The 11,953-nt window shown below is 65.5% G+C and carries 11 protein-coding genes and 1 pseudogene; 6 read left to right on the plus strand and 6 right to left on the minus strand.

Features of this window, described 5'->3' with window-relative positions; all coding sequences use genetic code 11:
* Window positions 1-907, plus strand: a pseudogene (locus ACE3SL_RS05280) (chromosome segregation protein); the annotation flags it as partial.
* Window positions 908-910: 3 nt separating this feature from the next.
* Here ACE3SL_RS05280 and ubiA read toward each other — a convergent pair.
* From ubiA to ACE3SL_RS05300, 4 genes are all read right to left on the minus strand, one after another.
* Entirely contained in the window at window positions 911-1,819 is a 909-nt protein-coding gene (gene ubiA / locus ACE3SL_RS05285; RefSeq protein WP_374524710.1) for a 4-hydroxybenzoate octaprenyltransferase, read from the minus strand.
* Window positions 1,820-1,885: 66 nt separating this feature from the next.
* Complete coding sequence (locus ACE3SL_RS05290) at window positions 1,886-2,557, minus strand: hypothetical protein (RefSeq protein WP_374524711.1); 672 nt, start codon at window positions 2,555-2,557, stop codon at window positions 1,886-1,888.
* Between the two features lie 2 nt (window positions 2,558-2,559).
* Entirely contained in the window at window positions 2,560-3,114 is a 555-nt protein-coding gene (locus ACE3SL_RS05295; protein WP_374524712.1) for a TadE family protein, read from the minus strand.
* Window positions 3,111-5,009: a pilus assembly protein TadG-related protein gene (locus tag ACE3SL_RS05300; RefSeq protein ID WP_374524713.1), complete on the minus strand. Its 1,899-nt coding sequence runs from the start codon at window positions 5,007-5,009 to the stop codon at window positions 3,111-3,113. Before ACE3SL_RS05300 ends, ACE3SL_RS05295 begins: the two co-directional genes overlap by 4 nt.
* Window positions 5,010-5,233: 224 nt before the next feature.
* Between ACE3SL_RS05300 and ACE3SL_RS05305 the strand changes: the two genes are divergently transcribed.
* Window positions 5,234-5,974, plus strand: coding sequence for a 16S rRNA (uracil(1498)-N(3))-methyltransferase (locus ACE3SL_RS05305; RefSeq protein WP_374524714.1), 741 nt, complete (start codon window positions 5,234-5,236; stop codon window positions 5,972-5,974).
* Between the two features lie 269 nt (window positions 5,975-6,243).
* A complete protein-coding gene (locus ACE3SL_RS05310; RefSeq protein ID WP_374524715.1) occupies window positions 6,244-7,617 on the plus strand; it encodes a glutamate--cysteine ligase in 1,374 nt (457 codons plus the stop codon).
* Window positions 7,618-7,630: 13 nt separating this feature from the next.
* Here the strand turns inward: ACE3SL_RS05310 and ACE3SL_RS05315 are convergent, their stop codons facing one another.
* Both ACE3SL_RS05315 and ACE3SL_RS05320 read right to left on the minus strand, forming a co-directional pair.
* Window positions 7,631-8,938: a caspase domain-containing protein gene (locus ACE3SL_RS05315; RefSeq protein ID WP_374524716.1), complete on the minus strand. Its 1,308-nt coding sequence runs from the start codon at window positions 8,936-8,938 to the stop codon at window positions 7,631-7,633.
* A gap of 24 nt (window positions 8,939-8,962) precedes the next feature.
* Window positions 8,963-9,589, minus strand: a complete 627-nt coding sequence (locus ACE3SL_RS05320) for a methyltransferase domain-containing protein (RefSeq protein WP_374524717.1) — start codon at window positions 9,587-9,589, stop codon at window positions 8,963-8,965.
* Between the two features lie 93 nt (window positions 9,590-9,682).
* Here ACE3SL_RS05320 and trxB point away from each other — a divergent pair, with 93 nt between their 5' ends.
* From trxB to ACE3SL_RS05335, 3 genes are all read left to right on the plus strand, one after another.
* Window positions 9,683-10,648, plus strand: a complete 966-nt coding sequence (trxB, locus tag ACE3SL_RS05325; protein WP_374524720.1) for a thioredoxin-disulfide reductase — start codon at window positions 9,683-9,685, stop codon at window positions 10,646-10,648.
* A gap of 127 nt (window positions 10,649-10,775) precedes the next feature.
* Window positions 10,776-11,678, plus strand: a complete 903-nt coding sequence (locus ACE3SL_RS05330; RefSeq protein ID WP_374524718.1) for an SPFH domain-containing protein — start codon at window positions 10,776-10,778, stop codon at window positions 11,676-11,678.
* A gap of 9 nt (window positions 11,679-11,687) precedes the next feature.
* Complete coding sequence (locus ACE3SL_RS05335) at window positions 11,688-11,891, plus strand: toxin-antitoxin system HicB family antitoxin (protein WP_374524719.1); 204 nt, start codon at window positions 11,688-11,690, stop codon at window positions 11,889-11,891.
* Window positions 11,892-11,953: the final 62 nt, after the last annotated feature.

An 11,953-nucleotide genomic window follows, 5' to 3' on the forward strand; every position in this document is an offset into this window, starting at 1 on the left:
AGCACGCGAACGCGAAGCCGAGGCGGCGCTCCGCGAAGCCGAAACCGCGCTCACCGCGATCCGCGAGCGCGTCGCCGCGGCGCGCGAGACGCGCGCCGGCGCGGTCGCGCGCTCCGAAAATGCCGAGCTCCGCCGCATCGAGATGGGCCGCCTCTCGGGCGAGCGCTTCGAATGCCCCCCGCCGCTGCTCCCCAAGAAGGCGGGCTTCGAGGAGGAGAGCGTCGGCGATGCCAGCGACGAATCGGCGCAGCACGACCGGCTGATCACCGACCGCGAGCGGCTCGGCCCGGTCAATCTCGTCGCCGCCGACGAGCTCGCCGAACTCGACATCGAACGCGAGCGGAATGCCGCCGAAATCGAGGAACTGACGCAGGCGGTGAACCGCCTGCGCGGCTCGATCGGCAACCTCAACCGCGAGGGCCGCGTCCGCCTGCTCGCCGCGTTCGAGACCGTCAACGAGCATTTCCAGCGCCTCTTCACGACATTGTTCAACGGCGGCCAGGCGCATCTCGAACTCGTCGATTCGGACGATCCGCTCGAGGCGGGGCTCGAAATCATGGCGCAGCCGCCGGGCAAGCGCCTCGGCACGCTCACCCTGCTCTCGGGCGGCGAGCAGGCGCTGACCGCGGTCGCGCTCATCTTCGGCCTCTTCCTCACCAACCCCGCGCCGATCTGCGTCCTCGACGAAGTCGATGCGCCGCTCGACGACGCCAACATCGAACGCTTCTGCGACCTGCTCGACCGCATGAGCCGCGAAACCAACACGCGCTATCTGATCGTCACCCACAATGCGGTGACGATGGCGCGGATGCACCGTCTGTTCGGGGTGACGATGATCGAAAAGGGCGTCAGCCGCCTCGTCTCGGTCGACCTCGGCGGCGCGGAAGAACTGCTCGCCGCCGAATAGGGGTCAGGGCGCGCTGCCCACCACCAGCATCGCCGCGAACACCAGCAACCCCGCAAAGCGGTTGCTGCGGAACTTCGCGAGCGCATCGGCGCCGTCGGCGGGATCGAGCGTCGCCACCTGTCCGGCGAGGTGCAACGCCGCCGGCACCAGCGCCACGAAGACAAGCGGATCGGGCCGCACCGCCCACAGCGCCCCGGCCCAGCAGGCGAGCGCGGCGGCATAGCAGATGGCGACCCCGCCGCGGACATGGCGCCCCATCGCGCGCGCGCTCGACTTCACCCCGACCAGCGCATCGTCCTCAATGTCCTGCAGCGCATAGATGGTGTCATACCCGATCACCCACGCGATGCAGCCGGCGTAGAGAAACGGCAGGCCCAGCCCCTCTCCGCCGCCGACCGCGATCCAGCCGACGAGCGCGCCCCAGCTGAACACGAGGCCGAGCCACGCCTGCGGCCACCAGGTGATACGCTTCATGAAGGGGTAGGCGGCGACGAGGATCAGGCTGCCGAGCGCGACGATCTGCGCGGGCAGCGGCAGACGCAGCAGCACGACCAGGCCGACGAGCGACAACAGCAGCGTCCAGAGCAAGGCATTGCACACCGAAACCGCGCCGCTCGCGACCGGGCGCGACGCGGTGCGCGCGACCTTCGCGTCAAGGTCGCGGTCGACGATATCGTTATAGACGCATCCCGCGCCGCGCATCGCGATCGCACCCAGCAGCATCCACAGGAACAGCGGCCAGTGACTCTGCGCGCCGCCTGCGAGCGCGAGCCCCCAGGCGCAGGGCCAATAGAGCAGCCACCAGCCGATCGGCCGGTCGAAGCGCGCGAGCAGCGCATAGGGCCGCGCGCCGGCCGGCAGAAAAGCGAGGAAGCCGCCAAGCTGGCTGTCGGGAGGATGGGTCGTGGTCATGCGCGCCGGGGCGATAGCAGAGCATACCGGCAAGATAAATGCAGGACCGGGCGCGCGTCGCGCCGATCAGCAGGCGGACTTGGTGGCTGCCGGAGACGGATTGTAGACGCCGTCGCCGCCTGTCGGCCCCGTCAGGTCGCGCGGTTCGCGGATGTTGTAGGCGGCCGCCGACCGGATCGTCCGCGGCCCGAGCCATTTTCCATAGAGCAGCGGCCTATATTGATAGATGACCTCGACGAACATCACGGCGGTCCCCGACGCGGCGGTAACCTCACGCCCCTTGGGGCCCATGCCCTTGAAATCCGTACCCGTCGCGCCGGTCCCCTGGGGACCGAAGGCCGAAGCGACGTTCATATCGCCGTAGCAGCGCTGCCAGTGGATCCACTGACCGCCCTGTTTGTTCTGCTCGAGGCTCGACAGAATGATCCGGCCGCGGGCCTTGAGATCGAGGTTACCGGCCTGCTTATCGGCACCACCGAACACTTCGTTGATATCGACCTCGCGTACTTGCGGCTGCGCCAGATTGCTGCCCGCTGCGATGCGCGAGGCATTATCGGCGGTGTTCAGCCCGATCTGGCTGATCTGCGTATTGACCAGAGTCAGATTGGCCATTTCCAGCCCGCCGAAGCCGAGCAGTACGAGGAGCGGGATGCAAAAGGCCATTTCGATGAGCACCGTCGCGCGGTCTCCCCGTGCGAGGCGCCGCGCCGCCCGGCGCAGGCGATGAAGAATTGTCATGTTCATCCGCAAGTCTCCGGAACGATATCGGTGCCCGAGGCGAACGGCTGGTTGCGAAGCACGGCGGTCGAGGTCAGGGTCGTGCTCTGGGACTGTCCCAGCATCCGCCACACGGGCAGAATGCGATCGAAGCGCATCTTGACGGTATATTTGACGACATCGTCGGCGCCGCCATTGCCCCTTTTGCCGCCGTCTTCCACGCAATCCACGACCCCGTCGTGGTCATAATCGACCTCGCGCGGCGGTTTCATGTTGCTGAAGGCGTCATAGGCGCGGCGGTCGAAGCTCACTTGGGCGCCTTTGAACACTCTCTGGACCTGAAGCCGCACGCGCTGATCGAGCTGCGACTGATCGAGAGCATAGGTCTCGATCGTCGAGTCGCGGGCAGCCTTGGCGACCGCACCTTGCAGCACCTGCTGGGCGTACATCTGCCAGCAATAGTCGAAGATCCCCATCAAAAGGAGCAGGAAGACCGGCGCGGTGAGCGCGAACTCCATCATCGCCGTGCCGCGCTGATGGCGGCGAAGGCGGCGAAGCAGGGCGACACGCCGGCTCATTGCGACAGCCTCAGCTTGGAGATCTGGCGGGCGATCGCCTGGAACTGGCTGTTGAGCTGTGATGCGTCATCGGCCTCGTAGGCAGCTCCCGACGACGCGCAGCTGTTAAGGTTGGTGTTGCTGCCGACCCCGAACGACACGACCCAGATCGTGACCCCCTCGCGCCGCGCCGCCTGACACAGTTGCACGAAGCGGTTGTTGTGCCGCGCGATCGCGTCGGAATCGCTGGTCGCGCCGATCCGGGGCATCGAGCGTTCCTGCCCCTGGTGGGACATATTGGCCCGCGGCGTGTTCATCTCGCCGTCGGTCATGAAGATGACGTGACGGCTGATCGGACGGCCATTATAGGGGCCGTTCTGATCGGCGAACAATCCGTTCGGCGATATCAGCCGCGCGCCCCACGCCATGCCGGCGTCGTGATAGGTATAACCCTTGGGCTGCAACGTATTGATGTAACCCGCGAACCTGTCGTGATCCTTCTGGGTCATCGTCTCCAGGTTCATCGCCGGAACCGGGCAGGCGGCATAGTCGCCACCCTTTTCGACAAAATTGTCATAGTCGGTCGAGGTCGTCAGCGGGCTGACTTGATTGCGATTATAGGTGAGGTCAGGCAGGAACATCTTCCATTGCGTATCGACATCGCCAACCGTTGGAGGCGTGTTGATGTCCATGTCCAAGGCATCCGACGGTGCCGTCTGATTCGACGCGAATGGACTGGTATCGCGCTCAATGATGCATCCCGCCCAGCTGGTAGTCACCAGCCCGGCCTTGTCGCCCGTATCGGATTCGATCGTCGATCCAGTCTTCAGCGGACGAGTATCGAAACTGCGATTGTCGTATATATATTTGTCGTCGAACACCTTGGTTGGAGTTTCGGTGACTGTCTGCGTCGTTTTACGCTTGAAACTCGCAATGTAGCGCCCCTCCCGGCATTTTCCACTCGAGTTCGTGAACTCTTTATATTTGTAATAGCTGTAAGTTCGCTCGATATTATAGTATGAAACGCGATTGCCGTCGGCATCGACAAATTGTTCGGTCCGGTTGGCGACGGGATCACCCGGCTGTGGCGTCGTGTCGGTCGGAAGCGTTCCGTCGCACTTGGCCAAATCCTTGTCGAACACGTCGGCATTTGGCGTGTCACTGATAAAAACCTCGGGATCGTAGCTCGGATTGGCGTAAACGATCTTGGTTTTCGGGGTGCGCGACGGGAGCTCGACTTCGTCTGCGATCCAATTGGCGTTCTTTGCGATCAATATCTGCCCGACGTTCACCGACGAGCTATAGGGCACGACCCCGAAGCGCAGCCGTCCGTCGCCGACATCGGCTTTGGTCAGCATGTCGAAGAAGTCGATCGACGCCTTGCGCAGCGCCACGATCTTGGTGTCGGTGTCGGTCGAGACCGCCTTGTCACGCATCGACCCGGTTACGTCGAGGACGAGCATCACATCGACGTTGGAGATTTCAAGCTTCGCGGTGCAGTCCACCGCCAGATCGAACTGGGTCTTGCCGAAGATATACATGATCGCGGTCGGCAGGACCGCGGTCGCGCGACCGGCGACGTCGGACGGCTTGTCCGACCAGGAGGAAAAGCCGATATCCCGGCTGCCGTAATTGCCCGCGGGAAAGTTGAAGTTGAACATCTTGTTCGCTTCGGCCTTCGCAGGATCCAGATAACCCGAGCCCGCCATCGCGCGGCGGCCGGCGAGCACGCCGGCGTCGCACGCCTGCTGTAGGCGCAGCTGTGTCATATAGGCGCGGCCGATGTCGATGCCCGACCCGACGATGCCGACCACCGGCAAAAGTGCGGCAGCGGTCAACATCATCGCGTTGCCGCGCTGATCGCCCGAAAATTTCGAGGTTGCCGCCCGCAGGCGGCTGAAAACGATCCCTCGCATGGTCAAAACCCCTCTAGCCAGAGGCGCCACCCACCCAGATGCGCGACTGCTAATGGTCGCACCTAGGGGGAAACTGCTTACCAAATCGCTAATCGGCGGCGGCGCAGTTCGCGCATTTCCGCGGGTTTTGCCCCGAATCGGGACAGGGGTGCGGCACGGTCGCGCGGCAAGCCCAATCGACAGCGGCAGATGCGCCGCGCCGCATCCTCTGCTATCGCGCCCTCATGCCCGCGACTCCCGCCTGGCCGCCCGCCAGCACGCCCCGCCTGTTCGTCGACCAGCCGCTCGGCCTCGATGCCGCCCCGGTCATTGAAGGTCCGGGGGCCCATTATCTGCTCCATGTCATGCGCCAGCGCCCCGGCGACCCGCTGCTGCTGTTCGACGACCGGAGCGGCGAATGGCTGGGCGTGATCGCCGATGCCGGCAAGCGCTCGCTGACCGTGCGCATCGAACGCCGGACGCGCGCGCGCGAGGCGGTGCCCGACCTCTGGCTCTGCTTCGCGCCGGTCAAGAAGGCCCGGCTCGACTGGATCATCGAGAAAGCGACCGAGCTCGGCATCGCGCGGCTGCAGCCGGTGATCACCGAACGCACGATCGTCGAGCGGGTCAAGCGCGAGCGGCTCGAAGCGCAGATCGTCGAGGCCTGCGAGCAGTGCGGCCGCACCGCGCTCCCCGAACTCGCCGAGCCGGTCAAGCTGCCCGAACTGCTCAAACAATGGCCGGCGGCCCGCGCGCTGCTGTTCGCCGACGAGGAAGGCGGCGCGCCACTCGCCGCGGTCGCTGCCGCGCCGCCCGCCGCGATTCTGACCGGCCCCGAGGGCGGCTTTACCCCGCGCGAGCGCGACCTGCTCCTCGCGCATGAGGCAGTCCGCCGCATCGCGCTCGGTCCGCGCATCCTGCGCGCCGAAACCGCCGCGATCGCCGCCATCGGCCTGTGGATGGGGCTGCATGGCGACTGGCGCTAATCTGTCCCAATATTGGACAATATTGCCACCAAACTGGAAGCTATTAACTTCAAATTAGCAGCGCCGATTGTAGAGGCCGTGCATGCAACGGCGGGACCGGAGCCGATGTCGCCGGCGTGGGGGCCAGTGGACAGAGCGCGGGGTGCGACCAAACCCGCCTGAAGGCAGGACCCGCCGTTGCTACCCTGCCGATCACTCCCGGCATCGGTCCGATCGCGGCCGCAACGGCCCCGATTGTATTTTGTACCGAACAGTCTAAATGCGCGAAAATGAGCACGCGAACCGCCTCCGACAGCAACGATCCCGTCATCGAAAGCCGCGATCAGCTCGCGGCCCCCATGATCAAGGGCGAAAAGCCCAGGGACCGCTGGCGCATCGGCACCGAGCACGAGAAATTCGTCTATCGCACCGCCGACCACCGCGCGCCCTCCTATGACGAGCCCGGCGGCATCCGCGACCTTCTCATGGCGCTCACCCGCTTCGGCTGGGAGCCCGTCTACGAAGGGGGCAACGTCATCGCGCTTTCGGGCAGCGACGGCGCGATCAGCCTCGAACCCGCGGGCCAGCTCGAGCTGTCAGGCGCTCCGCTCGAAAATCTGCATCAGACCTGCGCCGAGACTGGCCGCCACCTGAAACAGGTGAAGGAAGTCGGCGCCGAGCTCGGCCTTGGTTTCCTCGGGCTCGGCATGTGGCCCGACAAGACCCGCGACGACCTGCCGCGCATGCCCAAAGGGCGTTACAAGATCATGCTCGACCATATGCCGCGCGTCGGCACGATGGGCCTCGACATGATGTTGCGCACCTGCACGATCCAGACCAACCTCGATTATGCGAGCGAGGCCGACATGGTGCAGAAATTCCGCGTGTCGCTCGCGCTCCAGCCGCTCGCGACCGCGCTCTTCGCCGCCTCGCCCTTCACCGACGGCAAGCCCAACGGCTATATGTCGTACCGCAGCCACATCTGGACCGACACCGACCCCGCGCGGACCGGGATGCTGCCCTTCGTGTTCGAGGACGGCTTCGGCTATGACCGCTATGTCGATTATATGCTCGACGTGCCGATGTATTTCGTCTTCCGCGACGGCAAATATATCGACGCCGCGGGGCAGAGCTTTCGCGATTTCCTGAAAGGCGAGCTGCCCGCGCTGCCCGGCGAGTTGCCGCGGCTTTCGGACTGGACCGACCATCTCTCGACCGCCTTCCCCGAAGTGCGGCTCAAGAGCTTCCTCGAAATGCGCGGCGCCGACGGCGGCCCGTGGAACCGCATCTGTGCGCTGCCCGCGCTCTGGGTCGGGCTGCTCTACGATCAGGGGGCGCTCGACGCCGCCTGGGACCTCGTCAAGAACTGGAGCATCGAAGAGCAGCAGACGCTGCGCGATGCGGTCCCGAGCGAAGGGCTCGACGCCCCTGCCCCCGGCGGCGGCACGGTGGGCGAGCTCGCGCACCGCGTTCTGGACATCGCTGCGGGTGGCCTCGCGGCGCGCGGCGAGGTCAATTCGATGGGCGACAACGAGGTCGGCTTCCTCGAACCGCTGCGCCGTATCGCCAAGAGCGGCAAATCGCCCGCACACGACCTGCTCGACCGTTACGAAGGGCCGTGGCACCACGACCTGTCGAATATCTATAAGGAACTGAGCTTTTGACGCTGCGGCGGCGTCACCCGATCGTCAGCGTATAGGTCACGCGATAGTCACTCGCATCCCCCGTCAGCACCTTCGTGAAGGTCCCCGCCTCGCTGCCGAGATCGACGGTTCCGATATGGTCGCTGCCGCCGATGTCGTCGAATTCGCGAAGCTGAAAACTGACCGGCTGCTCGAAGGCGAAGTTCCGGTCGACGACCCAGCTTTCGCCCTTCTTGATCGAGAAGATCTCGCTCTTTCCCTCGGGAAAGCGTTCGCCGGTGTTGAAGCGCAGAAAAAGCTGGTCGGGCAGGCCGAGCCCGAGGCGTCCGGTCAGCTTCACGCAATCGACGCGGACGTTCGATAGGATATATTTGGGGCCGGCCGGCCGCGCGGCGGCAGCGGGGATCGCGGCCACCGGCGCGGCTTTCGGGTCCTTTGTCAGCCGGGCGATGGTCGCATTGGCTTCCGCCGCAAACCTGCCTTCCGGAAATTCGGCCAGATAGGATTGGAACGCGCCGATACTGTTCTCGGCAACCGCGCCCTTCCAGAGCAAATTCTCCAGCGCGGCGCGGTCGCCGCCGCCCGCGTTCGTCCCGCGCGGGACGAGGTAAACCGGCGTCCCGGTGATGCTGGCGCTGACGAACGGCCGCTGCTGGCCGCCGGTCGCGGCAAGCACATCGTCGCGGATCGCGCCGCCGAGCAACTGCACCGGCAGATCGGGCTGGGGCAGGCGTTTGGCGAGCGACATCGCGAAGGGTGAATTGGCGCCGGTGCCGTCGGCCGCCGTCTGTCCCGGTCCCGCAGCGAAGATGACGAGCACGTCGTCGGCCTCGACCCCCGCGAGCCCGTTCACCACCGCGCGCGTTCCCGACCGCCAGGTGCGGCCGAACGGATTGTTGCGGCACGAATCGAGGATCACCATGCGGATCTGCGCGCGCGGCACCGCCTCCATCATCCGGTCGAGGTTGATCGCCTCATAGGGCAGATCGAGGTCGGACTTGAGCTGCGCATCGGTCGGGATCAGCCAGTTCTTGCCCTGCGCCTCGATCCCGTGTCCGGCGAAATAGACCATCGCGACTTCGGCCCCGTCGGCCTTGGCGCGGAAATCGCGCATGGCCTTCTGGAACTCGTTGACCGCGAGGTCCGGGGCGAGGGTGACGTCGTCGAACCCGGCTTGCCGCGCCGATGCCGCGACGAGCTTGATGTCGTTCGCCGGGTTCGTGAGGTGGCTGGTGTTCGCATAGTCGCTGTTGCCGATGATCAGCGCGACCTTGCGCGCCTCGGCACCCGTCGGCGCAAGGAAGAAAAGCGCGGCGAGCATGAAAAGCCAGATACGAACCATCCCGCCATCCTCCCGTCGAAGATTTCAATGCGCCGCGTGCGCTGCTCCATATTCGACCCAGCCGAACGGGCGCGGCGTCTTGGGCATATAGGCCGCGCCCTGCCGTTCGACCGCGAAACCCGCCTTCTCATAGGCATCGCCGATCGGGCGCGTCAGATGGCAATTGCCGCCGATGCGCTTCCACAAAGGCTCGATCCGCCGCTGCCATTTCGCGACTCCCGCATCGGGGGCTCCGCCATGTTCGAGGAAGAGCGCGGTGCCGCCGGGTTTCAGCACGCGGCGGATTTCGGCAAGCACCGCCGCCTGGTCGGCGACCGAGCAGAGGGTGAACGTCGTCACCACCGTGTCGAAGCGGCCGCTCTCGAACGGCATCGCCTCGCCGACCCCACCCTCGATCGTCGCCTCGATCCCGCGCTCCTGCGCGGCGGCGCGGCTCATCGCGAGCAGTTCGGGCGAGGGGTCGAGCCCGGTGAAGCTATTCACCCGGTTCCAGTCATAAAATTCCATGTTGATGCCGCCGCCGCAGCCGAGTTCGAGCACGTCGCCCGCCGCGTGCGGCACGACCTTGCTGCGCGCCTTCATGATCTGGCCCTGCGAACAGGCGCATTTGATCAGCCGTGGCACCCCGTGCCGTTCCCACCAGCTCGCCATATGTCCGACTCCCCTTGGCGGCGAAGGTGAGCCTTGCTAGCGCGGTTGGCAACACCCATCTGTGCGATCCCGCACCGGATCAGAAAGACCGTCATGCCCGCCACCCACCACACCAAGATGCTCATCCTCGGCTCCGGCCCCGCCGGCCTGTCGGCCGCCATCTACGCCGCGCGCGCGGGAATGAAGCCGATCGTCGTGCAGGGTCTCCAGCCGGGCGGGCAGCTCACCATCACCACCGACGTCGAAAACTACCCCGGTTTCGCCGAGGTGATCCAGGGCCCGTGGCTGATGGAACAGATGACCGCGCAGGCGACGCACGTCGGCACCAGCATGATCTGGGACACGATCGTCGACGTCGACCTGTCGCAGCGGCCGTTCAAGCTGACCGGCGACGGCGGCGACGTCTATCTTGCCGAAACTTTGGTGATCGCGACCGGCGCGCAGGCGAAATGGCTCGGCGTTCCGGGCGAGCTGGAACTCGGCGGCAAGGGCGTCTCGGCCTGCGCGACCTGCGACGGCTTCTTCTATCGCGGCAAGAAGGTCGTGGTGATCGGCGGCGGCAACACCGCGGTCGAGGAAGCGCTCTATCTCACCAACCACAGCGACGATGTGACGCTGATCCATCGCCGCGATCACCTGCGCGCCGAAAAGATCCTGCAGGACCGCCTGTTCGCCAATCCCAAGATCAAGGTCTTGTGGAACAAGCGCGTCGACCGTTTCGTCGCGGGCGAAGGCGTGTCGGGTCTCGTCGGCGTCGACCTGATCGACACCGAAACGGGCGCGGCGAGCCACGAGCCGACCGACGGCGGCTTCGTCGCGATCGGCCACAGCCCCTCGACCGAGCTGTTCAAGGGCAAGCTGCCGCTCGACGGCGACGGCTATCTTCAGGTGACGCCGGGCACGTCGCTGACCTCGATCCCCGGCGTCTTCGCCGCGGGCGACGTCACCGACAAAGTGTATCGCCAGGCGGTGACGGCGGCGGGCATGGGCTGCATGGCCGCGCTCGACGCCGAACGCTTCCTCGCCGAGGCCGAATATCACGCGATGGTGGACGCGTAGGCGGAGACGGAAGGGCCACTTCGAAGGAAATCCGCCCTCATCCCGCCGCACGCAAATCCCGGTTGACCGCCGTTGAAAACGATATAAATATGATATCATCATTATATCGAATGAATCGGAGGGACATATGGTCGAAAGTGGGGCACCGGCGCTGAATCGCAGCCGCGAGACGCGCGCCGCGACGCAGAGCGGCTATCTGATGCTGCTGATCTGGCTGGCGCTGCTCGGGGCCGCGCTGTGGGCGGGCATCACCAACGGGACGGCGGACGTTCAGCTCGTATGGAAATGGGTGATCGTGGTTCTTGCGGCGATCGCGGGCACGCTCATCCTGTGCGGCTTTTATCTGATCAACCCCAATGAGGCGGCCGCGATCCAGCTGTTCGGCGCCTATAAGGGCACCGACCGCGTGGAGGGGCTGCGCTGGGTGCTGCCATGGCTGACGCGCAAGAAGATCGCGGTGCGCGCGAACAATGTCATTTCGGACAAGATCAAGGTCAACGATCTGCGCGGCAACCCGGTCGAAATGGCGGCGCAGGTCGTGTGGCGCGTCACCGACACCGCGCAGGCGCTGTTCGACGTCGATGATTACAAGGAATTCGTGATGGCGCAGATCGAGGCCGCGGTGCGCTCGATCGGCTCGCGCTACCCCTATGACGATATCGAACATCAGGAAATCACGCTGCGCGGCAATCACGACGAAGTCGGGGTCGAACTGCGCAAGGCGTTGATCGAGCGGCTCGAGGTCGCGGGCATTACCGTCGACGAATGCGGCCTCACCCACCTCGCCTATGCGCAGGAAATCGCCGGCGCGATGCTGCGCCGCCAGCAGGCCGAGGCGGTGATCGCGGCGCGCAAGAAGCTGGTCGAGGGCGCGGTGACGATGGTCGAGATGGCGCTGCAGCAGCTCAGCGAGAAGAATGTCGTCGACCTCGACGACGAGCGCAAGGCGGCGATGGTGTCGAACCTGATGGTCGTCCTGTGCGGCGAGCGCGACACCCAGCCCGTGGTCAACGCCGGCTCGCTCTATTGAGGCCGGACGATGGCGGCGCAGTCCAAAAAAGCCTTCGCCCTCCGTCTCGATCCGGCACTCTACGCCGCGATCGAGCGGGCGGCGGCGGCCGACCTGCGCAGCGCCAATGCCGAGATCGAAGTCCTGCTGCGCGAGGCGCTGGCCCGCCGCGGCGTCAGCGTCAAACAGTCCGAAGCGCCGAAGCGCGGGCGCCCTCCGAAGGAGGACGGCTGAATTGGGGTGGATTCCAGACCATCCTCTATTTCCGTTCGTGTCGAGCGAAGTCGAGACACGCT

It is taken from the genome of Sphingopyxis sp. (genome assembly GCF_041916015.1).
Classification (GTDB): domain Bacteria; phylum Pseudomonadota; class Alphaproteobacteria; order Sphingomonadales; family Sphingomonadaceae; genus Sphingopyxis.

Excerpts from the sequence above, each read along its gene's own strand:
- ubiA (WP_374524710.1), bottom strand. The coding sequence starts at position 1,819 with ATGACCACGACCCATCCTCCCGACAGCCAGCTTGGCGGCTTCCTCGCT.
- ACE3SL_RS05290 (WP_374524711.1), bottom strand. The coding sequence starts at position 2,557 with ATGACAATTCTTCATCGCCTGCGCCGGGCGGCGCGGCGCCTCGCACGG.
- ACE3SL_RS05295 (WP_374524712.1), bottom strand. The coding sequence starts at position 3,114 with ATGAGCCGGCGTGTCGCCCTGCTTCGCCGCCTTCGCCGCCATCAGCGC.
- ACE3SL_RS05300 (WP_374524713.1), bottom strand. The coding sequence starts at position 5,009 with ATGCGAGGGATCGTTTTCAGCCGCCTGCGGGCGGCAACCTCGAAATTT.
- ACE3SL_RS05305 (WP_374524714.1), top strand. The coding sequence starts at position 5,234 with ATGCCCGCGACTCCCGCCTGGCCGCCCGCCAGCACGCCCCGCCTGTTC.
- ACE3SL_RS05310 (WP_374524715.1), top strand. The coding sequence starts at position 6,244 with ATGAGCACGCGAACCGCCTCCGACAGCAACGATCCCGTCATCGAAAGC.
- ACE3SL_RS05315 (WP_374524716.1), bottom strand. The coding sequence starts at position 8,938 with ATGGTTCGTATCTGGCTTTTCATGCTCGCCGCGCTTTTCTTCCTTGCG.
- ACE3SL_RS05320 (WP_374524717.1), bottom strand. The coding sequence starts at position 9,589 with ATGGCGAGCTGGTGGGAACGGCACGGGGTGCCACGGCTGATCAAATGC.
- trxB (WP_374524720.1), top strand. The coding sequence starts at position 9,683 with ATGCCCGCCACCCACCACACCAAGATGCTCATCCTCGGCTCCGGCCCC.
- ACE3SL_RS05330 (WP_374524718.1), top strand. The coding sequence starts at position 10,776 with ATGGTCGAAAGTGGGGCACCGGCGCTGAATCGCAGCCGCGAGACGCGC.
- ACE3SL_RS05335 (WP_374524719.1), top strand. The coding sequence starts at position 11,688 with ATGGCGGCGCAGTCCAAAAAAGCCTTCGCCCTCCGTCTCGATCCGGCA.